This window comes from Amycolatopsis sp. CFH S0740 (assembly GCF_004522315.1).
Taxonomy (GTDB): Bacteria; Actinomycetota; Actinomycetes; order Mycobacteriales; family Pseudonocardiaceae; genus Amycolatopsis; species Amycolatopsis nivea.
In genome coordinates, this window is sequence record NZ_SDLS01000036.1 from 1 (window position 1) to 21,590 (window position 21,590).

The following is a 21,590-nucleotide window of genomic DNA, read 5'->3' on the forward strand; positions in this document are numbered from 1 at the left end:
GCTTGACAAACAAAACCCAGGGATGTCTTCACGGACCTCTGCGGGAGCTTCGCGCGGGCGGGGGCCGGGTGCGTCCGGCGGGCGGAGCGGCCCCGGAACCCCCGTCCCGGCTCGGCCGCCCCGCCCGACCCCCTTACCGTCCCCGACACCCTGAGGCTCATGCGCTATGTCGCGCCCTGGCCTCCGGTACCGTCGCCGTGCGCCTTTCCTGGCGGGGCACCTCGACGTTCGTGATGCGGTGGGTGCGCACCCAGCGGACCACCCGGTTGCCCCGGCTCAGGCGGGCCTGGCGGGCGGCGCGGCGCAGTTCGGTCATCCGGTAGTCGACCTCGGCGCGGGTGGCGTCCCAGTTGTAGTCGCTCATTTTCTTCTCCCCAGCGGGTCTCGTTGTCTGCCGAAGACCACTTTCGTGCTGAGGGGCCGCCCCGGGCATCGGGTGATCGCCTACACCGGGACGCGAAAAGACCCCTTACCCGCGGCTTCGACCAGGGAAGTCCAGGTCGAGCGGGGTAAGGGGTCTCAGCTGAGCGATCAGCCGGGCGAACGGGTCAAGCCTGCCCCTGGCCGCGCACCGCGTCCAGGAGCGCCTGCCAGCCGGCGGCGGGCAGGCGGAACGCCCCGCCTTCCGGGTCTTTGGAATCGCGCACCGCGGCGCCGCCTGCGACGAAGGCGACCTCGACGCAGTCGTTGCCGCCGCCGCTGTAGCTGCTCTTGCGCCACTGGGCACCGGAAAGGTCGGCCATCATGGTCCCCACATCCTCACTGTCTCGGGTCGGTGTTCCTCGGTTCCTGAACCACGGCGGCCTGTTCGGCGAACCGGCCGGCCGCGTCGGTGATCAGCGCCACCGAATCGTCCGGTTTCAGCGCTGCTGCGCGCAGGTGGTCGAACATCAGCGCGTAGCGCCGGACGTCGTCGGGCTGTTCGAGGTACAGGCCGCTGGAAGTGCTGTCGTCGACGTAGACCACGTCGGGATCGGCCTGCTCGGGGAAGCCCATGATGAGGAACGGTCCCTCCATGCCGGGGTGCGCCCCGGCGCCGAACGGCACCACCTGGACGGTCACGTTCGGCTTTTCCGCCATCGCGGTGATCCGGTACAGCTGCTCGGCCATCACCTCGGGGCTGTCGACCACGCGGTGCAGCACCGCCTCGTCGATCACCGCCCAGTACTCGACCGGCGGGTCGTCGGTCAGCAGCTGCTGGCGCGCCATCCGCGCGGCGACCCGGCGGCGGGTCTCGGACTCTTCGGCGTCCGGGCGCAGCGCGCGGATCACCGAGAACGCGTAGCGCTCGGTCTGCAGCAAGCCCGGGACCAGCAGCGCCTGGAACGCGCGCAGCGAGCTCGCGTCGGCTTCGAGGCCGACGAAGGTGCCGGTGAAGACTTCGTTGTACGCGTGCCACCAGCCGCGTTTGCGTGCTTCACGCGCGAGCTGGACGAGCGCTTCCTGCTCGTCGCCGGTGATGCCGTACAGCGCGAGCATGTCGCGTGCGTCGCGCGGGGTGACGCCGACGTGGCCGGTCTCGATGCGGCTCACTTTCGACGCCGAGCACTCCAGCTTTTCGCCGACCTCGTCGATGGTCAGATCGGCGGCTTCGCGCAGCCTCCGCAGCTCGCTCGCGAGGCGCCTGCGGCGAACAGTCGGTCCCTGGCCTCTCGCCACGGCAGCACCTCCGGTTCGTATTGTTGCCCGCACTGCATATCTAACCAGGTGATCGACTTGTCAGTGGAGTAATAACACCGGCGAATTCCCACTGTCGCGGCGGGAGCCCGCCATCACTGGTTCCGATCTGCTCTCGACCTGCATTGTGCAGAGTGCGCTTGTACTCTGGCATCCTGCGGGCCGAGACGCGAATCCAGCCGCGTCGACGGCCCTGAGCAGCGTAGACGACGGCCGTCCCCGGCTATTCGCGGACACCGCGGTAAAGCGGACGACCACGGTGTCCGGGGCCGCCCCCCGACCGGTCCCGGGCACCTTCCTTTGCTTCACGGCATTACTCAGACGAGTATTCCCGCGCAATTTCGCCACGGGAGAGTGACAGTTTCCGACGTTTTCCTCTGCAGACAGCCACTCTGAGTGGTCATCGCCGGGGCAGCCGTCCTTATCGGACCCGCAGCAGTCCTTCTTGGACCACGGTGGCGACGTGCAGGCCGTCGCGGGTGAAGAACCGTCCGGTGGCCAGCCCGCGGGCGCCCGAGGCGCTCGGCGACGTGCTGTCGTAGAGGAACCACTCGTCTGCCCGGAACGGACGGTGGAACCAGAGCGCGTGGTCGAGGCTCGCGCCGAGCACCTTGTCGACGTCCCAGTACACGCCGTGCCGCGCGAGGACCGAGTCGAGCAGGGTCATGTCCGAGGCGTAGGTGAGCACGCAGACGTGCAGCAGCTGGTTGTCGGCGAGGGTGCCGTCGGCCCGCATCCAGACCCGGTGATGGGTCGGGCGTTCGCCGGTCGTGCGGGTGACCCACGGCGGCTCGCCGACGTAGCGGATGTCGATCGGCCGCGGGATCTCGCTGAAGCGCAGGCCGTAGCCCGCGGTCAGCTCGGGAAAGGTCGGCAGCGACTCGGGATCGGGCACGTCCGGCGGCATCGTCTCGGCGTGGTCGATGCCCGGTTCGTCCTTCTGGAACGACGCGGACAGCGAGAAGATCGCCTTGCCGTGCTGGACGGCGACCACGCGCCGGGTGGTGAACGAGCGGCCGTCGCGGATGCGGTCCACTTCGTACACGATCGGGACGCTCGGGTCGCCGCCGCGGATGAAGTACGCGTGCAGCGAATGGACCCGCCGCTCCTCCGGAACGGTCCGGCCCGCCGCGACGAGCGCCTGCCCGGCGACCTGCCCGCCGAACACCCGCACCGACGAGTGCGCGGGCGAAACGCCGCGGTAGATGTTCTCTTCGATCTTCTCCAGGTCGAGCAGCGCGACGAGCTTGTCCAGCACGGGCTGCCCGCCGCCACCGGGGTTGGAGTCGAGTCCGGTGGCGGCCTTCCTGGCCATCTCAGTCATGCCAAAAATTTACAGCGGCGCCCAGCGCCTCCGTTGAGGGTGGCGGAGGGGAGGAAGGCGGAGCCTATGCAACAGGGTTCCGGCATGTCCCTTATGCGTGGTCGTCTTCACCGAGCCGGTGGACGTGGATCAGGTTGGTCGACCCGACGGTCCCGGGCGGGGAGCCCGCGACGATCACCACGAGGTCGCCGCGCTGGTACTTGCCCATTTCGAGCATCGCGTGGTCGACCTGCTGGATCATCTGGTCGGTGGAGTCCACGCGCGGCACGATCTGCGTCGTGGTGCCCCAGGTCAGCGCCAGCTGGCTGCGGACGCTCTGCTCCGGCGTGAACGCCATCAGCGGCAGCCGCGTGTGCAGCCGCGCGAGGCGGCGCACGGTGTCTCCGGACTGGGTGAACGCGACCAGCGCCTTGGCGTTGAGCCGCTCGCCGATGTCGCGGGCGGCGTAGGAGATCACGCCCCGCTTGGTGCGCGGCACATGCGACAGCGGCGGCACGACCGGCGAATCCGTCTCGACGGCCTCGACGATCCGGCCCATCGTCTGGACCGTCTCGATCGGGTACCGGCCGACGCTCGTCTCGCCGGACAGCATCACCGCGTCGGCGCCGTCGAGGACCGCGTTCGCGACGTCGGACGCCTCGGCGCGGGTCGGGCGGGAGTTGCTGATCATCGACTCCAGCATCTGGGTGGCGACGATGACCGGCTTCGCGTTCTCGCGGCAGATCTGGATGGCGCGCTTCTGCACCAGCGGGACCTGCTCGAGCGGCAGCTCGACGCCGAGGTCGCCGCGGGCGACCATCACCGCGTCGAAGGCCAGCACGATGGCCTCGAGGTTGTAGACCGCCTCGGGCTTCTCGATCTTCGCGACGACCGGCAGCCTGCCCTTGCCGACGCGGTCCATCACCTGGTGCACGAGGTCGATGTCGGCGGGCGAGCGCACGAAGGACAGCGCGATGAAGTCGACGCCCAGGTGCAGCGCGAACTCCAGGTCCTCGATGTCCTTGTCGGACAGCGCCGGCACCGAGACGTCCATCCCGGGCAGCGACACGCCCTTGTTGTTGCTGACCGGACCGCCCTCGGTCACCTCGCACACGACGTCCGGGCCCTCGACGTCCTTGACCACCAGGCCGACCTTGCCGTCGTCGACCAGCAGCCGGTCGCCCGGCTTGGCGTCCTTGGCGAGGCCCTTGTAGGTGGTCGAGACCCGGTCGTGGGTGCCCGCGACGTCCTCGACGGTGATCCGGACGACGTCGCCGGTGTGCCATTCCGCCGATCCGCTGGCGAACGTGCCCAGCCGGATCTTCGGTCCCTGCAGGTCGGCGAGAATCCCCACCGCCCGGCCGGTTTCGGCGGCCGCGGACCGGACCAGGTCGTAGACCTGCTTGTGGTCGCTGTGGCTGCCGTGGCTGAAGTTCATCCTCGCGACGTCCATCCCGGCGTCGACGAGTGCCCGCATCTTCTCCGGCGTGGAGGTCGCGGGACCCAATGTACAAACGATCTTCGCGCGTCGGCTCACGTCCGGAGAGCCTAGTCGCTCGGGCCGCTCGCGTCTGTACCGATCCCGAAACTCCGGCCGGAGAACGCGGGAAGGATTCAGTTCCGGGCACCGGCGTGCGCTGGGCCGCCGCGCCGCACGGGGGCACGAGGAATCACCCGAACGGGGGAGGCCGGGTTCAGCGCCGCGGTTTCTCGCTCGGACCCACGTGGTCGCGGGCCCATTCGTTGAACTTCCGCAGCTGGCGCCACGATTTCCGCACCCGGTCGAGTGCCTCGCGCTCGTGCAGGAAGTCGTCCGGCTCCCAGGCTCGGACGGCGTACACCGAGCGGTGCCGCAGCAGGTCGAGGCGCGGGTGGTCCTCGGCGAACCCGCGCGGTTTGGACTTCAGCCGGTCACCGAGAATTTCCCAGCCCGCCTTCCGCAGGCTCGCCAGGATCTTCTCCAGCGCGGGCCCGTGCAGTTCGGTGTCGACCGCCGTGCGGTACCGGGCCAGCTGGTCCGAGGCCAGGTGGAAGCAGCCGCCGCCGACGCGCAGCCCGGCCGGGCCGACCTCGACGTAATACGCTCCCCCGCCGCGGCCGGCCTCGATCACGCCGCCGCAGTGCGTCTTGTACGGCGTCTTGTCCTTGGCGAACCGGACGTCGCGATAGGGCCGGAACACCTTCGCCTCGCCGAAGCCCGCGCCGAACTCCGGCTCCAGTTCGGCCAGCAGCGCCTCCATCGGAGCCCGCACGTGCTCCTTGTAGAGCGCCACGTGGTCGTCCCAGTAGGCCTTGGTGTTGTCCGCGAGCAGCCCGTCGTAGAACTCGACGGCGTGCTCCCCGAATCCGCTGAACTTCACCCGCAGCACGATAAACCGGGGCACCGACAGAATCGGCGCCCCGGCTGCATCGAACGGGGTTACTTGGCGAGTGCCGTGATCAGCTCGCCGTTCGAGGTGTCGCCGGACAGCTCCCAGAAGAAGGTGCCGCCGAGGCCCTGGGACCTCGCGTAGGAGGTCTTGCCCGCGATGGTCGACGGGGTGTCGTAGCTCCACCAGTTCGAACCGCACTTGGCGTACGCGGTGCCCGCGACGGTTCCGGTCGCCGGGCAGCTCGTCTTGAGGATCTTGTAGTCCTCGATGCCCTGCTCGTACTTGCCAGGGGCCGGTCCGGTCGCGGTGCCGCCCGGCGCGCTCTGCGTGACGCCGGTCCAGCCGCGGCCGTAGAAACCGATGCCCAGCAACAGCTTCGAGGCCGGGACGCCCTTGCTCTTGAGCTTCTGGATGGCCGCGTCCGAGTAGAAGCCCTGCGTCGGCAGGCCGTTGTACGACGTCAGCGGCGAGTGCGGCGCGGTCGGGCCTTGCGCGGCCCAGCCGCCGAAGAAGTCGTACGTCATCACGTTGTACCAGTCGACGTACTGCGCGGCGCCCGCGTAATCGGTGACGTCGAGCTTGCCGCCGTTGCTGCCGTCCGCGGTGATCGCGGCGGTGACGAGCTTCGACGAACCGAACTTCCCCCGTACCGCGGCGAGAAGCTTCTTCAACGCGTCGGGACCGCTCGTGTCACAGGTGAGACCGCACGCGTTCGGATACTCCCAGTCGAGGTCGATGCCGTCGAACAGCCCGGCCCAGCGCTTGTCATTGACCAGGTTGTAGCAGGAATTCGCGAAGGCTTCCGGGTTCTTCGCGGCCTGGCCGAAGCCGCCGGACCAGGTCCAGCCGCCGAAGGACCAGATGATCTTCAGCCCGGGGTGCTTGGCCTTCAGCTTCTTGAGCTGGTTGAAACTGCCCGCGAGCGGCTGGTCCCAGGTGTCGGCGACACCGTCGACGCTGCCCGCCGCGTCGTAGGTCTTCTGGTAGTCGGCCCACGCGTCGCCGATCGCGCAGCCGCCGTTCGTGACGTTGCCGAAGGCGAAGTTGATGTGCGTGAGCTTGTTCGCCGAGCCGGACGTCTCGATGTTCTTCACGTGGTAGTTGCGGTCGTAGATGCCCCAGTCGGTGAAGTAGCCGACGACCTTGCCGGACGCGGCCTCGGTTCTCGCGGGGGCCGCGGCCGAGGCGGCGGGGACGAGCGCGGCCGCGGCGGCGAACGCCGCGGTCGCCAAGGCCAGCAGGCGGGTTCTGCGCAAGCGAAGCATCGTTGCTCCCTTCAGGAGTCACCGTCGGTGACGAGGCAGTGACGGCGGGGACAAATGCACCGTAAGTGGACTAGACCACCAGGTCAATGGTTTAGACCATAAAACGGACATTCGGCGGTACGCGCATTCCTTGACAGGCATATGCGCCGCGAGGCAGATTTCCGGGGTGATGCAGACCTTCGACGTGCTGGCCGAACCCCGCCGCCGCGCGCTGCTCGACCTGCTGCTCGAGGGCGAGCGGTCGGTCGGCGAACTGGTGGCCGAACTGCGGCTCAGCCAGCCCGCCGTGTCCAAGCACCTGCGCGTCCTGCGCGAGGCGGGGCTGGTGACCGTGCGGGTGTCCGCACAGCGCCGCTGCTACCGGCTGCGCGCCGAGCCGCTGGCCGAAGTGGACGCGTGGCTCGCGCCGTACCGGCAGTTCTGGGCCGAGCGGCTCGACGCGCTCGAACAGCGGCTGGACGAAACCGAGTGAGGAGCACGTCGTGATCCGAGTGGACGGCCGGACCCTGCGGTGCGCCGACGTGGTCACGGCGGCGCACACCGACGGCCCGCTGGCGATCGACGTGTCCATCGCCGCGCTGCGCGCCGCCGAGCACTCGTGGAAGCTGGCCGAGGACCTGAGCACCCGGCGAGTGGTCTACGGCCGCACCACCGGCGTCGGCGCGAACAAGGACGACGCGGTGGACGAGCCCGCCGAACACGGCCTTCGCCTGCTGCGCAGCCACGCCGGCGGCAGTGGCGAACTGCTGCCCGACGGCCAGATCCGCGCGATGCTGCTGATCCGGCTCAACCAACTGCTGGCCGGACGCTCCGGAATCAGCCCCGAGCTGATCAGTGCGCTCGCCGAAGCCGTGCGCACCGGCGCCTTGCCCGTCGTGCACCGCCTGGGCGCGATCGGCACCGGCGACCTCGCTCCCCTCGCGGAGACCGCTCTCGCGTTGGCTGGGGAACGCGAGTGGGCGATCGGCACGGTGCCGCCGGTTCCGGTGCACACGGGCGACGCATTGGCGTTCATGAGCAGCAACGCCGCGACGCTCGCCGAAGCGACCCTCGCCGCGATGAGCCTGGACACGCTCACCCGTGCGAGCCACGCCGTCGCCGCGCTCACGTACGTGGCTCTCGACGGCAACCCCGAGGCGTACGCGACGCCTGTGCACGAAGCGCGTCCGCACGCCGGACAGGTGGCGTGCGCGGCTGAGATGCGTCGGCTGTTGGGCATGCACGGCACGCCTAAGCCGGGTCGGCGGCTTCAGGATCCCTTCGGGCTGCGCGCTTTTCCTCAGGTGCAGGGTCCCGCGCTGGACGCGATCCACTATTTGCGCGATGTGCTCGCCGTGGAGATCAATGCCAGCACGGAGAATCCGATGATCTCCACCGTGCATGGCGATGCGTACCACCACGCGCACTTCCACACTGCGTATGTCTCGACTGCGCTCGACCAAGCCCGCGCGACAGTGCATCAGGTCGCAGAGCTGTCCGTGGCCCGGTTGGGAGACTTGGTGGAACCGGAGTTCACCGGGTTGCGGCCGTTCCTCGCGGTCGGTCCGCCGGGAAGTTCCGGGGTGATGATCCTGGAGTACGTGGCGCACGACGCGCTGACCGAACTGCGGCAGGCGGCGTTGCCCGCGACGCTCGGGACCGCCGTGGTGTCGCGCGGGATCGAAGACCACGCGAGCTTCTCGACCCAGGCCGCACGGGCGGCTACTGCGGCTGCTGGGGCTTACCGACAGGTGCTGGCTTGCGAACTGGTCGCGGCGGTGCGGGCGTTGCGGATTCGGAAGGCCGAGCTGGTGGACCTCCCGGTGCGGGCGGCGTACGCGGCCGCGGTGGAGGTGTTGGACGAGCGGTTGGAGGATCGGCCGTTGACTGAGGACATCGCCAAGGCAGCCGGAGTTCTGGACGAGCTGGCGCGGATCTGAACCCCGGCGATACGGATTCAGCCGCGGGGCCACGCTCCGCGCTTCGCGATCTCCAGCACCAGCGCGGCGATGTTCCACGCGTCGTCGTCGCCGCGATGGTGGCGGCCTTCGAGCGGGAGGCCCGCGACGGCAAGCGCTTGCGCCATTCCGGGGCGGCGACGCAGACCGCAGGCCGCGGTGAACGCGACCTTCGCGTTGGTGTGCTGTCCAGTGAACGGGTACTCGGTGCCGGTGTGGCGGCATTGCCGAGCGAATTGATTGCGGTCGTAGTCTCCCCAGCTGGCCCACGGCAACTCCGCCGTGCGATGCCGCACCGCCAGCGTCCGGCAGGCCTCCTGGAACGACAAGCCGCCGTCCACTTCGGACTGGGTCAAGCCGGTCAGCTCCGTGCAGAACGGGCTCACTTCCGACCGGGCCGGACGGACCAGTATCCGGTGCTTGGCCACCCGCTCGCCCGCGCGCAGATCGACGACCGTCAATCCGATCTCGATGATCTCGCTGGCCTGGCCGGGCGGCGGCTGTTTCTCCCAGCAGGTCGCCTCGACGTCGACCACGTTCAGGAGGTCCGCTTCCATGCCAGCGAGTGTAGAAACCGAAGACAGCCGAGGCACTCGAGTTTCCACGCAGACTCAGTCCTCCGCCAAAGCGTCCCGCCGCAAAGCCGTGAACAACTCCTCCGCCCGCCCCCGATCCCGGGCCGCAGCAAGGCAATCGCCGCGCCAATCCGACAGAACAGCATTCGCCGCACTCACCCGTGCGTGCAAGTAAGGCGAACCCACCCGCTCAGCCAGCGCACCCGCCTCCTCCAAACTCTCCCCCGCCGCCGAAAAGTCCCCGCGCCGAAGAAAAGCCAGACCCTGCACCCGAAACGCGTCCGTGCGGGCGAGGATGTGCTCGATGTGCTCAGTGCAGGCAACAGCCTCCGCAGCAGTCTCCCCGGCAGCAACCGGGTCCCCGGCCGCCAGTTGTGCTTCGGCGAGGAACGGCAGTGCGTCGGTCATCTGCCAGCTCCGTTCCCCTTGCAGCGCAAGCAAAGGCAGCAACCGGCGCACTCCTCGCTCAGGACGGCCCGCGCGGACGTCGTTCTCCGCCAGCTGTGCGGACGCGTTGCAGATGATGTCCGCATTGTCGCTCTCTTCGCCCAGCCGGATCACTTGAGTCAGGTCGTCGGCCGCCACGTCGTAGCGGCCGCAGGCTGACCACAGTGCGCCCCGGCCGATGAGGGCCATCGCGCCGCACATGGGCGAGCGGCCGTGTCCCGCCAGTTCCAGTGCCTGGCTGAACCGGCGCAGCGCGGCGCCCCAACGGCCGACGTAGACCGCGCTCGCGCCGACGTTGCAGACGGCTCGGCTGAGCAGCTCCCGGTCGCCCAGTTCTTCGGCCAGCCGGAGGATTCGCTCGAACTGCCGGTCCGCCCGGGTCAGTTCGCCGCGGTAGTGGTGCAGCACGGCGACCCCGGTCAGCGCGCGGACGACGATGTCCCGGTCGCCGCACAGTTCCGCGGTGGCCGCGGCGGTGTGCAGATCGGCCAGTGCTTCCTCGTTGCGGCCGAGCAGGCGCAACGCGAGGCCGCGGCGCAGGTGGCCGCCCGCTAGGCCATGCTCGTCCCCCACCGACTCCGCCGCGACGATCGCGGCCGTGGAAACCTCGACGGATTCCCGGTAGCGCGTGCTCTGGTAGAGGTTCGCGGCGCGAGCCAGCCGCAGCCGCACGGACGATCCGCCGGGGCGATCCTCGGTCAGGGTCGGCGCGATCCGGGCCAAGCCTTCGCGCGGAGTGCCGCGTTGGTAGTGCAGGTACCCGATCCTCGCGATAACGAGGCGTTGCCGTTCCTCGTCACCTTCCTTGCGGTACACCAAAAGCGCGCGTTCAGCAGCGGCGAGCGCGGCGTCGTACCGGCCGGCTGCGGCAAGCGCGTCCGCCCAGGCTTCGGCGGCTTCGGCGACGGCGGCCTGGGAACCGGTGCGGTCCAGCAGGTCGACCAACGCACCCAGATGCTGGGCGGCCGTGTCGTGCGCGGCTTGTCTGCTGGCTTTTTCCGCTGCGTGCCTTAAGGTCTGCGCGGCGCGTTCAGTGTCCTGTGCGTGCGTGTAGTGGTAGGCCGCCGCCGCGCCGCCCAATGCTTCGGCGAGTCTGCGGTGCAGTGCGTGCCGACGGCTTGGTGGCAAGTCGCCGTTCACTACCTCGGCGACCAGTTCGTGGGTCAGCCGGACGCCCTCGGCGTTCTCGTCCAGCAGCCGTGCGGTGTGCGCGGGAGCGAGCACTTCGGACAATTCGGCCGGATCGAGCCCGGCAGCCGCGGCCAGGACGTCCGGGTCCATCCGCTGCTGCCCCACCGCCAGCAGCGTGAGCACTTCGACCGTCCGTTCGGGCAGCGAACCGACCTGCCGCCGCACCGCGTGGGCAAGTCCCCACGGCAGTTCCGCGGGCGGTTTGCCGGATCTGCCCAGTACGTGTCCCAGTTGGACCAGGAACAACGGGAGTCCGCCTGCCAGTCGGAGCACGCGGTCGCGGGCGGACTGCCCGACCTCGGTTCCGGCGCTGTGGTGCAACAGCATCGTCGCGTCCTCGTCCGCCAGCGGGGCCAGCGAATGCTGTGTCACCAAGCCTTTCCGGTACAAATCGAGCAGCGTGTCGGCCAATGGCTCGGCCGCGGCGATCTCGGTGTCGCGGTAGGCAGCGAGGAAGCGGACGCGATCCGGCCGGGCGTCTTGGACGAGCGAAGCCAGCAGCGCCAGCCCGTCCGGACCGGCCCATTGCAGGTCGTCCAGGATCACGAGCACGCCGCGGCGTCGCGCCAGGGTGTCGAGAAACCGCGCTGCTTCGGCGAACATCTGCCAGCGGGCCGGAGCCGGTTCGGCCGTGCGTTGTTCGGGAAGCAGGAACGCCAGGCCGGGTCCGGCGGGATGCTCGGAAACGTGCCGCGCGAACGCTTCGGAGAGCGGCGCGTACGGCTCTCCGCCATAACGCGAGCACGCCGTCGAGAGCACCACCGTTCCCCGCGCCTCGGCCAGCGCCGCGGCTTCGGCGAGCAGCCGGGTCTTGCCGATTCCGGTTTGTCCCGCGAAGACCAGAAACGGCCTTCCTGTCCCGGAAATGTGCTTGTCCAGCAAGGCGTGTTCCTCGGTGCGGCCGATGAGGTCCGGCGCCGGACGAGGCGGCGGAACCGGGTGGTCCAACGGCTGTTGCCTGCCGCGCCGGGCGGCCGCGAGCAGTTCGGCCCGGCTGTCCTCGGGCAGTGCGAGACCGTCGGCGAGGAGTTGCACGGTGACTCGCCGCGGATGCCGTTGCCCGCGTTCGAGATTCCCCACGCCGCGCGTGCTCAGCCCGCAGCGCTGGGCCAGTTGTTCCTGCGTCAGCCCGGCTGCCCGGCGCAACCGGACCAGTGTCCGGTCGAACGTTTCCGCAGCGCCGTCCGGCATGTCCCGCACCTCCTGCCGCTCCATCGTCGCTCGCGCCGGGGCGCGAGACATCCTCCGAAGGTCGGGTTCCTCCTCCCGGCACAACAGCCGGTTGTGCCGGTTGTTCCTGGTTCCGCACCGCCTCGGTGAAATCCAATGGCGGCACCGCTTTTCGCCCGTCTTCCGGGCAGCGGCGTACGAGGAAGGACGCGATGATGCGTGCAGGAATGACCTTGAGACGGCTGGCCGCCGCCGGTGCCGCGCTCGCTCTCGGAGCGGGGGTGGCGGCGCTGTCGGCCCCGGCCGCGGACGCCGGACCCCAGCTGAGCCCGGCGTCGTGTGCCAACGCGCCCGCCGGCTACGCGAAATGCCAGGCCGTGCAACTGGTTTCGTCCGGAGCCCGCCCGGCCAGCGCGATGAGCCCGGCCGACCTGCAGAAGGCCTACGGCGTCGCCGGGATGAAGAGCGGCGGGACCACCGTCGCGATCGTCGACGCCTTCGACGACCCCGGCATCGAGAAGGATCTGAACGACTACCGCTCGCACTGGAACCTGGGCTCCTGCACCAAGGCGAACGGCTGCCTCACCGTCGTCGGCCAGGACGGCACGAGCACGCTGCCGTCCAAGACCGACTCGGGCTGGGCGACCGAGATGGCCATCGACGTCGACGCGGTCAGCGCGCTCTGCCCGGACTGCAAGATCCTGCTGGTGGAAGGCAACAGCAACGAGGACAGCGACCTCGCGGCGGCGGTCGACAGCGCGGTCCGCCTCGGCGCGAAGATCGTGTCGAACAGCTACGCCGACCACGAGAGCGCGATCCCCTCGGACGCCGAGCAGCACTACAACCACCCGGGCGTCGCGATCCTCGGCGCCACCGGCGACTGGGGCAGCGAAAGCGGTTCCCAGGCGGAATACCCGGCCACGTCGCCCGAGGTCGTCGCGGTCGGCGGCACCACGCTGACCGCGTCCGGCAGCGGCTACTCCGAAACCGCCTGGAGCAAGGCGGGCAGCGGCTGTTCGAGCAAGTTCAGCAAGCCCGCGTTCCAGAACGGGATCAGCACCGCGTGCGACAATCGGGCCACTTCGGACATTTCGGCGGACGCGGATCCCAACAGCGGCATCACGATCTACGTCAACGGCCAGCAGTCGCAGTACGGCGGCACCAGCCTCGCCACCCCGATCGTCGCCGGCATCTGGGCGCTCGCCGGCACGCCCAAGGACGGCGACAACGCCGCGACCTACCCGTACGCGCACACCGGCGACTTCAACGACGTCACCTCGGGCAGCAACGGCAGCTGCGGCACGGTGATCTGCGACGCCGGCACCGGCTGGGACGGCCCGACCGGCCTCGGCACCCCGCACGGCGTCACTGGCCTGACTCCCGGCGGCGGTACCAACGGCAAGCTGAGCGTCAGCAACCCGGGCAAGCAGAACAGCGTGGTGGGCAAGGCGGTTTCGCTGAAGGTCACGGCGTCGGGCGGCACCTCGCCCTACACCTACTCGGCGGACGGCCTCCCCGCCGGACTGGCCATCGACGGCAAGACCGGCTCCATCACCGGCACACCCAGCGCCGCGGGCACCAGCAACGTGACCGTGACGGCCACCGACTCCGCCGGGGCGACCGCGCAGGCTCCGTTCACCTGGACCGTCACGACGGCTCCGGTGGGCAAGCTGACCGCGAAGTTCACCACAGACTACGACTACGGGTTCGGCGCCTTCGCGCACTTCACGATCACCAACGGCGGCTCGTCGGCGTCTAACGGCTGGACGCTGTCGTTCGACCTGGCTTCGAACGAGTCGCTGTCGAACACGAACCCGGGCACCGCGTCCAGCTCGACCGGGCACGTCGTGATCACCGGACAGGACAGCATCCCGGCGGGCGGCAGCCTCACCGTGTCGCAGATCTACCAGGTGTCGGGCGGCTCGTTCACCGCTCCGGCCAACGTTTCCGTTTCCTGACCCGGCAGCCGCCGTGCCGTCGCCTCGCGCGCGGCACGGCGGTTTCCGTCAGTCCAGGCAGAACTCGTTGCCCTCGACGTCCTGCATCGGGATGCAGGACTCGTTCACGCCGTCCGCCTCCAGCACCTGCACGATGGACGCGCCGAGCGCGACCAGCCGATCGGCCTCGGCTTTCAGGGCCGCCAGCCGTTCCTCGCCGACCAGACCGGTGCCTGCGCGCACGTCGAGGTGCACCCGGTTCTTCACCACGCGGCCCTCGGGCACCCGCTGGAAGAACAGTCGCGGGCCGACGCCGTTCGGATCGACGCAGGCGAACGCCGAGCCCTGATGCTCGGCCGGCAGCGAACGGTCGAACTCCGCCCAGTCGGCGAACCCTTCCGGCGGTGGCGGCACGACGTAGCCCAGCACCTCGCACCAGAAGCGGGCGACGCGCTCGGGCTCCGCGCAATCGAAAGTGACCTGGACCTGCTTGACCGACCCCATGCGCTCACCTTACCGGCGGGCCGCGGCCAGCGCCGGATCCCGTCCGGCGGCGAGATCGTCCGGGGCGAAGACCGGGACCTGCAGGTCCGGGCTGATGCCGGTGCCGTCGTAGGTGCGGCCGTGCGGGTCGAGGTACTCCTCGTTCGGCAACGCCACCTTCCAGCCCGGCTTAGGCAGCGTCCGCTCCAGCAGGTCCGAGAAGGCGCCCTGAGTGGACTGTCCGATCAGGACCGGACGCGGATGCCGGTTCAGCAGCGCTTGCAGGAAGGTCTCTCCCGCTGAGACGTCCAGGCTGCCGGTCAGGACCGTGAGCGAACCGGTGTAACGCGGTGCCGCGGCTGGCTGCACGAAGAACGGTTGCGGCACAGTGAATCGCGTGGGGTCGTCCGGGTCGTTGCGGGCACGTTTGGCGTAGGCGAAGTGCGGGACATCGGTCAGCCGGGCGGCGACTTGCAAGCCGAGCGGGTCGTCCCCTCCGCCGTTGACACGCAGGTCGAGGATCAGGCCGCGCAGCTTGTGCACCCGGTCGGCGGTGAAGATCTCGTCCAGCGCTTTCGCCAGGACCTTGCTGCTGGCGGCGAAAGTGTCGGCGTAATCGTGGAATCCGCTGATCCGCAGGTATCCGCGACCCTCGGGCAGATCTGCGTAGGCGATGGCTCCGTCGGCCCAATGCTGAATCAGCGCACCGAGATTCGCGTCGGCTACGGCGATCGCGCGCGGGACGGTCGTTTTCAGGTCGGGAGTGCCTGGTCGCGGAAAAGAGCAGTGCTGGCCTGCGGCGAGCAGACCGACATGAGCGTCGTGCAGCGGACGGATCAGTCCACAAAGGACTTCGAAGAGCCGCTCCGGATGCGCGGCGATCTCGCGGCGGGCAGCGTCCCCTTCGGACTTCCAGTCGACGCCTTTCGCCCGGAAGAAGGGATAATTCTCGGCGAAGGTGTGCCAGAAGACGTCGAACAGGTCCGCGGACGAAGCCCGGCACGCAGGCGGCAATCCACCCGGGACGCGACGCAACGACCGCACGCCGAGGTTGTCGTCGAAACTCATCCGGCCCGCCCGGATGGTGACGACCGAGCCTTCGTTCGTGGAAAACGTTGTGCCGTCGCCAGTTCCGGAAAGAGTGCCGGGCAAGCAACTGACCTCGGTGACGTCGTAAGTCGTCAGCTTGCCGCCGGACACGTGGACCAGCTGCCCGTACCCGTCCGTCCGCCAGACACTGTCCACAGTGGAAGGAGGGGCTGCGGCCACCGAGAGAATCGCCAAGCCCGCCAGGAAGATTCGCACGAGCCGAGGGTAGAAAAAAGCCGGGGGCGCACGGAATACCGCGCGCCCCCGGCACTGTGGTGGGGTTGCCCCTACCACGGGAGAACTCAGCCGAAGAAGACTTCGGCTTCCTGGTACCGCTCCAGCGGAACGGTCTTCAGCTCGGCCGTCGCCTCGGACAGCTTCACGCGCACGATCTCGGTGCCCTTGAGCGCCACCATCACGCCGAAGTCGCCGTCGGCGACGGCGTCCACCGCGTGCAGGCCGAAGCGCGTCGCGAGGACCCGGTCGTAGGCGGTCGGGGTGCCGCCGCGCTGGACGTGGCCGAGCACGACCGCGCGCGATTCCTTGCCGGTGCGCTCGGAGATCTCGTCGGCCAGCCAGTTGCCGATGCCGCCGAGCCGGACGTGCCCGAAGGCGTCCTTCTCGCCGGTCAGCAGCTTCTCCTCGCCGCCCTCGGGCAGCGCGCCCTCGGCCACGACGATGATCGGCGCGTACTCCTTCTCGAAGCGCTGCTCGACCCACTGCACGACCTGGTCGACGGAGAACTGCCGCTCCGGCACCAGGATCACGCTCGCGCCGCCGGCGAGGCCGGAGTGCAGCGCGATCCAGCCCGCGTGCCGTCCCATGACCTCGATGACGAGCGCCCGGTGGTGCGATTCGGCTGTGGTGTGCAGCCGGTCGATCGCCTCGGTGGCGATGGAGACCGCGGTGTCGAAGCCGAACGTGTAGTCGGTGGCCCCGAGGTCGTTGTCGATCGTCTTGGGCACGCCGACGACGCCGATGCCGTCGTCGGTCAGCCGCTTGGCGACGCCGAGGGTGTCCTCGCCGCCGATCGCGATCAGCGCGTCGACCTCCTGGTCGGCGAGCACCTTGCGGATCTGGTCGACGCCGCCGTCGACCTTGTACGGGTTCGTCCGCGACGACCGCAGGATGGTGCCCCCGCGGGTGAGGATGTCCTCGACGTCGGCGAGGCCGAGCGGCCGGCTGTCGCCGGTCAGCGGGCCCTGCCAGCCGTTGCGGAAGCCGACGAACTCCCAGCCGTGCACTTCGACGCCCTTGCGGACCACCGCGCGGATCACCGCGTTCAGGCCGGGGCAGTCGCCGCCCCCCGTCAGCACACCGACACGCATCTGTTGCCTCCGTCTTTCCTCGCAGGGAGAGTGCAGTCACAGTCCGCGGACAGCGTAGCGGCTTTCATCTGGATCGGTGCAGGGCGGACCACCTGCCCAATCCGGTCCGGGCCGGGGCGGCTCGGAGGTGTGTTACGGTGGCGGCGTGCAGCGCTATTTCTGGTTTACGAAGCCGGCCCCGGGTGGGCACGGCGGCGTGAACCTGCGCTGACCTCCACCCCGAGCCGGATCTCGAACCGGCTCGGCGAATCCCCCGCGGGTCGGTGTCCACCAGGAAGGAACCACCCGCTCATGAGCACCCGCCTCGTCGCCGCCCCCGCCGACGCGAGCACGCTGGACAACCGCCGCACGACGTCGGTCAGTCCCCTCATCTCGCCCGCGCTGCTGCGCGAAGACCATCCCGTGGACGCCGCGGTCGCGAAAGTCGTGGAAAACGGCCGCACGGAAACCGTCGACATCCTCGACGGCCGCGACGACCGTCTCGCCGTGATCGTCGGCCCGTGCTCGGTCCACGACCCCGAAGCCGCCCTCGACTACGCCCGCCGCCTGGCCGCCAAGGCGGAGGCTCTGCGCGAAGACCTGCACATCGTGATGCGGGTGTACTTCGAAAAGCCGCGCACGACGCTGGGCTGGAAGGGCCTGATCAACGACCCGGATCTGGACGGGACCTTCGCCGTCAACAAGGGCCTGCGCCTGGCCAGGAAACTCCTGCTGGACGTCTCCGGACTGGGCCTCCCGGTCGGCTGCGAATTCCTCGACCCGATCACCCCGCAGTTCATCGCCGACATCGTCACCTGGGGCTCGATCGGCGCCCGCACCGCGGCGAGCCAGGTCCACCGGCAACTGTGCAGCGCCCTGTCCATGCCGGTCGGCATCAAGAACTCGACGGAAGGCGACATCCAGGTAGCCGTGGACGCGACCCGCGCCGCCGCCGCCTCGCACGTCTTCCCCGGCATCAACGTGGACGGCCTGGCCGCCCTGGTGACGACCTCCGGAAACCCGGACTGCCACGTCATCCTGCGCGGCAGCTCCGCGGGCCCGAACCACGACCCGGCGTCAGTCGAGGAAACCCTGGCCCGCCTGGCGAAATCCGGCCTCCCGCAACGCTTGGTGATCGACGCGAGCCACGGCAACAGCAACAAGGACCACGTCCGCCAGGCGGAAGTAGTCCGCGACCTGGCCGCCCGAATCTCCTCGGGCGAACGCGGCATCGCAGGCCTGATGCTGGAAAGCAACCTGGCCGCCGGCCGCCAAGACCTGGTGCTGGGCCGCTCGGCGGACCTGACCTACGGCCAGTCGATCACCGACGCCTGCATGGACTGGGACACGACAGCAGACCTGCTGGACACCCTGGCCACCGCAGTCCGCACCCGCCGCGGCTGACACAGCCCCGCTCCCTCCGCTGGTCGTGAGGGGAACCCTCATTGACTCTGATTCCCTCAGGGTTCCCCTCACGACCAGCCGAAGCACGTGAGGGACCCCTTCACGGACTTGGATTCCCTCAAGGAGCCCTTCACGGCCCGCTCGCCTCGCGCCCGCTCGGGATACCGCCCCAATGCGGCATTGGGTGCGTCACATGCACCGAACGCCACATTNTCGCGCCCGCTCGGGATACCGCCCCAATGCGGCATTGGGTGCGTCACATGCACCGAACGCCACATTGGGTGCGCCAGATGCACCCAATGCCACATTGGGGCGCAAGCCCCCACCACCAACCAACCCGCAACCGATGCACCCAACGATCAGCGCACCCAGCCCCCGAGCGCAGCCAGTGCACCCAAAACATCGAGGCACCCAGCTCCTCCCGCAGCCAGTGCACCCAACGAGCGAGGCACCCAGCCCTCCCCCAACCCCGATACGAAGCTCCCCTGCGGTTCGGGGGTGCTTGTCAAGGCATCTTTCCCGCCTTGACAAGCACCCCCGAACCGTCAGCACAATCAAACTTCGGGGTGCCCCACGCACGCCAGGGCGCAATGTCGCCCCCAGGCGACGAGCCGAAACGACGACCTTCAACGCCCCCGCCGAAACGCCTCCTCAATAACCCCCCACCGCTGCAAATTATGCCGAGCATCAGCCAACGCATCGTGCTGATCCCCAGGCGCAGCAGGCAACTTAGGCTTCCCCGCATCCTCCCACCGCTGCCTCAAATCCCGGGTGAACCGGGGCAACTGCCGAGGCAACGCAGGCATCGGCCCCCACAACTGCGCCAACGCCACATGGTCATAAGCCGCGAACCAGGCCCACAGCTCGATCCCCCCAGGCGGCTTCCCGAAGAACTCCAGCAGATCCGCCCGGATCCGCTCCCGGCTCCGCCAAGCCGGATCCGCCGGCGAGGGCAGCTTGGGCAGCACGTTCTCCCGCACCCAAGCCCCGGCCCTCCCGGGGTCGAAATCAGTGGACACGGCATAGAACTCGCGTCCGCGCTCGTCAACGACACCGATCGACACCAGGTCAATCGTCACGCCGTCCTCAATAAACTCGGTGTCGTAGAAAAAACGCACCGGGGAACTCTAGTGGGGCGCTACCCGGCCTTCGTCTCCGGCACCCGATCGGCGTCCAGCGCCCTCGGCTGGGCCGGCACCGCGGGCTTCACCCCGGCCGCCTCGGCGGCGAGCAGTTCCTTGGCCTTGGCCGCGTAAATGTCCACGTACTCCTGGCCGGACAGCTCCATCAGCGCGTACATGATCTCGTCGGTGATGGACCGTTCGATGAACCGGTCGCCGGCCAAGCCCTCGTAGCGGGAGAAGTCGAGCGGCTTGCCGAAGCGCACCTCGAGCCGCCGCGGCCACCACATCTTGGAACCGATCGGGTTGACCTTGTCCGTGCCGACCATCGCCACCGGGACCACCACGCCGCGCGATTCGAGCGCGATCCGGGCGACGCCGGTCTTGCCCTTGTACAGCCGTCCGTCCGGGGAGCGGGTGCCCTCGGGGTAGATGCCGAGCAGGTGCCCGTCCTTGACCAGCCGGATCGCGGTGTCGAGCGCGGCCTGCGCGGCGTTGCCGCCGGAGCGGTCGATGGGGAACTGGCCGACGCCGGTGAAGAACCACTTCTTGAGCAGGCCCTTGAACCCGGGCTCGGTGAAGTACTCCGACTTCGCCGGGAAGGTGACCTTGCGCTTGACCCGCAGCGGCATGAAGAACGAATCCGCGACCGCGAGGTGGTTGCCGGCGAGGATGGCGCCACCCGTCTCGGGGATGTTTTCGGCGCCGACGACTTTCGTGGGCCACAGCGTCTTCAGCAGCGGCCCGATGAACACCCACTTCATCAGCCAGTACAGCACCGGGTTCCAGTCCTTTCCTGCCCGCGCGGGCCCCGGCAGGTCAGCGTACGGAACAAGCACCGGCCCGCACAACGCGAGAGCGGGCGGTCACCCGGGGGCAGCGACCGATCTCACAGCGGAACCGGACGGATCCTCGCTTCCGCGACTAGGCCACACAACCCGGCTTCGGCGTGAGAGCATGGAGAGACTCCACCGCTTCGATTCGGAAGGGCGTTCGTGATGGGCGTGCTCGCCGGCGCGGAACCGTTCTCCCACCCGGGTTCCTCCGGGGCCGGCTTCCTGCTCTGCCACGGATTCACCGCGACGCCCGACGGCATGCGCGCCTGGGGCGGGCACTTGGCCGCCGAGGGCTTCGCGGTGCGCTGCCCGCTGCTGCCCGGCCACGGCACGCACTGGCGCGACCTCAACCGCACGACCTGGCAGGACTGGTACGCCACCGTCCGCGAGGCGCTGCTGGCCCTGCGCGCGGAATGCGACCAGGTGTTCGTCGGCGGGATGTCGATGGGCGGGACGCTCAGCCTCCGCCTCGCCGAGGAGTTCGGCGCGGACATCTCCGGCCTCGTGCTGGTCAACCCGTCGGTCACCCGGCTGAGCCTGGACGCCAAGGTGCTGCCGCTGCTGTCGCGCGTGGTCCCGTCGATCCGCGCGATCGGCAACGACATCGCGAAGCCCGGCGAGGTCGAACTGGCCTACCCGCGCACCCCGGTGCGGGCCGCCGCGAGCCTCGCCCGGCTGTGGAAGATCGTGCGCGCCGACCTGCCGAAGGTGACGCAGCCGGTGCTGCTGCTGCACTCGCGGGTCGACCACGTCGTCGAACCCGAGAACTCGCAGATCGTTCTGGACGGCATCTCGAGCACGGACGTGACCGAGGTGGTGCTGGAGAACAGCTTCCACGTCGCGACGCAGGACCACGACGCGGAACTGATCTTCAGCCGCAGTGTCGACTTCGCCCGGCAGCTGCGGGCGGGACAGGTGGGTGCCGGATGAACCGGGGGAAAGGCGCGGACGGGCCCGAGGACGTCGACGCCACGTTCGCCGAGATCGTGGCCGACCTCCGGGCCGAGGGCGTGGGCGTGTTCCTGGACGAGGACCCGTTCTCCGGCGCCGGTCCCAAGGCCGCCGAGCCCGAGGCGTCCTCCGGAGCCGAACCCGAAGCGGGCAAGACCAAGCCGAAGCCCGCCGCGGACCCGCCCGCCGCTCCCCCCGTGTCGTCCTCGGAGGGCTGGCGCACCGGCGGCACCGACTGGGACACCACGATGTTCTCCGGCGACCCAGCCGAGGACGACGAGCACTACGTGCCCCCGGAGCCGCCGCCGCTGCCGCGCTGGCGCAAGGGCGCGTTCATCGTGCTGCTGTTCTTCGTCGTCGGACTCCTGCTGCTGATCGTGCCGAGCCTGATCGGGGTCGGCCCGGCGCTCGCCACCCCGCTCGGCATCCTCTCGCTCGCCACCGGCATCGCGCTGCTCCTGCTGCGCGTGCGCCAGGGCCCGCCGCCCGGCGCGGACCCCAGCAACGGCGCCCAGGTCTGACCGG

20 protein-coding genes are annotated in these 21,590 nt (G+C 69.5%); 6 read left to right on the plus strand and 14 right to left on the minus strand.

Annotation, left to right across the window (positions count from 1 at the left end):
* Positions 1-157 precede the first annotated feature (157 nt).
* The 7 genes from EIZ45_RS39065 to EIZ45_RS39095 form a co-directional block, all read right to left on the minus strand.
* On the minus strand, positions 158-364 hold the full coding sequence (locus EIZ45_RS39065) for a hypothetical protein (protein ID WP_043829145.1): 207 nt from the start codon (positions 362-364) through the stop codon (positions 158-160).
* Positions 365-548: 184 nt separating this feature from the next.
* A complete protein-coding gene (locus EIZ45_RS39070) occupies positions 549-746 on the minus strand; it encodes a DUF397 domain-containing protein (protein ID WP_037809881.1) in 198 nt (65 codons plus the stop codon).
* A 13-nt stretch (positions 747-759) separates the two neighbouring features.
* Positions 760-1,659, minus strand: coding sequence for a helix-turn-helix transcriptional regulator (locus EIZ45_RS39075; protein ID WP_037809879.1), 900 nt, complete (start codon positions 1,657-1,659; stop codon positions 760-762).
* A 439-nt stretch (positions 1,660-2,098) separates the two neighbouring features.
* Positions 2,099-3,001, minus strand: a complete 903-nt coding sequence (locus EIZ45_RS39080) for an acyl-CoA thioesterase II (RefSeq protein WP_134668522.1) — start codon at positions 2,999-3,001, stop codon at positions 2,099-2,101.
* Positions 3,002-3,092: 91 nt separating this feature from the next.
* A complete protein-coding gene (gene pyk / locus EIZ45_RS39085) occupies positions 3,093-4,517 on the minus strand; it encodes a pyruvate kinase (protein WP_037809875.1) in 1,425 nt (474 codons plus the stop codon).
* 157 nt (positions 4,518-4,674) lie between these two features.
* Positions 4,675-5,340 (minus strand): DUF2461 domain-containing protein, encoded by a 666-nt coding sequence (locus EIZ45_RS39090; RefSeq protein ID WP_037810119.1) that lies wholly within the window; start codon positions 5,338-5,340, stop codon positions 4,675-4,677.
* Positions 5,341-5,399: 59 nt separating this feature from the next.
* Entirely contained in the window at positions 5,400-6,617 is a 1,218-nt protein-coding gene (locus EIZ45_RS39095) for a glycoside hydrolase family 18 protein (protein WP_037809873.1), read from the minus strand.
* Positions 6,618-6,786: 169 nt separating this feature from the next.
* Between EIZ45_RS39095 and EIZ45_RS39100 the strand changes: the two genes are divergently transcribed.
* On the plus strand, positions 6,787-7,089 hold the full coding sequence (locus tag EIZ45_RS39100) for a helix-turn-helix transcriptional regulator (RefSeq protein WP_205670261.1): 303 nt from the start codon (positions 6,787-6,789) through the stop codon (positions 7,087-7,089).
* Positions 7,090-7,099: 10 nt separating this feature from the next.
* Entirely contained in the window at positions 7,100-8,536 is a 1,437-nt protein-coding gene (locus EIZ45_RS39105) for an aromatic amino acid ammonia-lyase (RefSeq protein ID WP_134668527.1), read from the plus strand.
* Positions 8,537-8,553: 17 nt separating this feature from the next.
* Here the strand turns inward: EIZ45_RS39105 and EIZ45_RS39110 are convergent, their stop codons facing one another.
* Together EIZ45_RS39110 and EIZ45_RS39115 are read right to left on the minus strand one after the other, a co-directional pair.
* The gene (locus tag EIZ45_RS39110) at positions 8,554-9,111 is read right to left on the minus strand and encodes a 3'-5' exonuclease (RefSeq protein WP_134668529.1); all 558 of its coding nucleotides are present in this window, start codon (positions 9,109-9,111) and stop codon (positions 8,554-8,556) included.
* A 54-nt stretch (positions 9,112-9,165) separates the two neighbouring features.
* The gene (locus EIZ45_RS39115; protein WP_134668531.1) at positions 9,166-12,009 is read right to left on the minus strand and encodes an AAA family ATPase; all 2,844 of its coding nucleotides are present in this window, start codon (positions 12,007-12,009) and stop codon (positions 9,166-9,168) included.
* Positions 12,010-12,149: 140 nt separating this feature from the next.
* On the opposite strand from EIZ45_RS39115, the gene EIZ45_RS39120 reads away from it, so the two are divergent.
* Entirely contained in the window at positions 12,150-13,895 is a 1,746-nt protein-coding gene (locus EIZ45_RS39120) for a putative Ig domain-containing protein (protein WP_134668534.1), read from the plus strand.
* A gap of 48 nt (positions 13,896-13,943) precedes the next feature.
* Here EIZ45_RS39120 and EIZ45_RS39125 read toward each other — a convergent pair whose 3' ends face one another.
* The 3 genes from EIZ45_RS39125 to EIZ45_RS39135 form a co-directional block, all read right to left on the minus strand.
* A complete protein-coding gene (locus EIZ45_RS39125; protein ID WP_134668536.1) occupies positions 13,944-14,378 on the minus strand; it encodes a VOC family protein in 435 nt (144 codons plus the stop codon).
* A 9-nt stretch (positions 14,379-14,387) separates the two neighbouring features.
* Complete coding sequence (locus EIZ45_RS39130) at positions 14,388-15,662, minus strand: S41 family peptidase (protein ID WP_240690899.1); 1,275 nt, start codon at positions 15,660-15,662, stop codon at positions 14,388-14,390.
* Between the two features lie 86 nt (positions 15,663-15,748).
* The gene (locus EIZ45_RS39135) at positions 15,749-16,774 is read right to left on the minus strand and encodes a 6-phosphofructokinase (protein WP_134668539.1); all 1,026 of its coding nucleotides are present in this window, start codon (positions 16,772-16,774) and stop codon (positions 15,749-15,751) included.
* A gap of 291 nt (positions 16,775-17,065) precedes the next feature.
* On the opposite strand from EIZ45_RS39135, the gene EIZ45_RS39140 reads away from it, so the two are divergent.
* Positions 17,066-18,157: a 3-deoxy-7-phosphoheptulonate synthase gene (locus EIZ45_RS39140; protein ID WP_134668542.1), complete on the plus strand. Its 1,092-nt coding sequence runs from the start codon at positions 17,066-17,068 to the stop codon at positions 18,155-18,157.
* Between the two features lie 626 nt (positions 18,158-18,783).
* Here the strand turns inward: EIZ45_RS39140 and EIZ45_RS39150 are convergent.
* Together EIZ45_RS39150 and EIZ45_RS39155 are read right to left on the minus strand one after the other, a co-directional pair.
* Positions 18,784-19,275: a polyadenylate-specific 3'-exoribonuclease AS gene (locus tag EIZ45_RS39150; protein WP_037809860.1), complete on the minus strand. Its 492-nt coding sequence runs from the start codon at positions 19,273-19,275 to the stop codon at positions 18,784-18,786.
* Between the two features lie 20 nt (positions 19,276-19,295).
* The gene (locus tag EIZ45_RS39155) at positions 19,296-20,057 is read right to left on the minus strand and encodes a 1-acyl-sn-glycerol-3-phosphate acyltransferase (RefSeq protein WP_037809856.1); all 762 of its coding nucleotides are present in this window, start codon (positions 20,055-20,057) and stop codon (positions 19,296-19,298) included.
* A 219-nt stretch (positions 20,058-20,276) separates the two neighbouring features.
* On the opposite strand from EIZ45_RS39155, the gene EIZ45_RS39160 reads away from it, so the two are divergent.
* A complete protein-coding gene (locus EIZ45_RS39160) occupies positions 20,277-21,044 on the plus strand; it encodes a carboxylesterase (RefSeq protein ID WP_134668547.1) in 768 nt (255 codons plus the stop codon).
* Positions 21,041-21,586, plus strand: a complete 546-nt coding sequence (locus tag EIZ45_RS39165; protein WP_037809852.1) for a hypothetical protein — start codon at positions 21,041-21,043, stop codon at positions 21,584-21,586. Before EIZ45_RS39160 ends, EIZ45_RS39165 begins: the two co-directional genes overlap by 4 nt.
* The last annotated feature ends 4 nt before the right edge of the window (positions 21,587-21,590 follow it).

What these genes read in the sequence shown, in the direction of transcription:
- EIZ45_RS39100 (WP_205670261.1), top strand. Translation starts at nt 6,787, where the DNA reads ATGCAGACCTTCGACGTGCTGGCCGAACCCCGCCGCCGCGCGCTGCTC.
- EIZ45_RS39110 (WP_134668529.1), bottom strand. Translation starts at nt 9,111, where the DNA reads ATGGAAGCGGACCTCCTGAACGTGGTCGACGTCGAGGCGACCTGCTGG.
- EIZ45_RS39065 (WP_043829145.1), bottom strand. Translation starts at nt 364, where the DNA reads ATGAGCGACTACAACTGGGACGCCACCCGCGCCGAGGTCGACTACCGG.
- EIZ45_RS39115 (WP_134668531.1), bottom strand. Translation starts at nt 12,009, where the DNA reads ATGTCTCGCGCCCCGGCGCGAGCGACGATGGAGCGGCAGGAGGTGCGG.
- EIZ45_RS39120 (WP_134668534.1), top strand. Translation starts at nt 12,150, where the DNA reads ATGATGCGTGCAGGAATGACCTTGAGACGGCTGGCCGCCGCCGGTGCC.
- EIZ45_RS39080 (WP_134668522.1), bottom strand. Translation starts at nt 3,001, where the DNA reads ATGACTGAGATGGCCAGGAAGGCCGCCACCGGACTCGACTCCAACCCC.
- EIZ45_RS39070 (WP_037809881.1), bottom strand. Translation starts at nt 746, where the DNA reads ATGATGGCCGACCTTTCCGGTGCCCAGTGGCGCAAGAGCAGCTACAGC.
- EIZ45_RS39135 (WP_134668539.1), bottom strand. Translation starts at nt 16,774, where the DNA reads ATGCGTGTCGGTGTGCTGACGGGGGGCGGCGACTGCCCCGGCCTGAAC.
- EIZ45_RS39165 (WP_037809852.1), top strand. Translation starts at nt 21,041, where the DNA reads ATGAACCGGGGGAAAGGCGCGGACGGGCCCGAGGACGTCGACGCCACG.
- EIZ45_RS39160 (WP_134668547.1), top strand. Translation starts at nt 20,277, where the DNA reads ATGGGCGTGCTCGCCGGCGCGGAACCGTTCTCCCACCCGGGTTCCTCC.
- EIZ45_RS39140 (WP_134668542.1), top strand. Translation starts at nt 17,066, where the DNA reads ATGAGCACCCGCCTCGTCGCCGCCCCCGCCGACGCGAGCACGCTGGAC.
- EIZ45_RS39125 (WP_134668536.1), bottom strand. Translation starts at nt 14,378, where the DNA reads ATGGGGTCGGTCAAGCAGGTCCAGGTCACTTTCGATTGCGCGGAGCCC.
- EIZ45_RS39095 (WP_037809873.1), bottom strand. Translation starts at nt 6,617, where the DNA reads ATGCTTCGCTTGCGCAGAACCCGCCTGCTGGCCTTGGCGACCGCGGCG.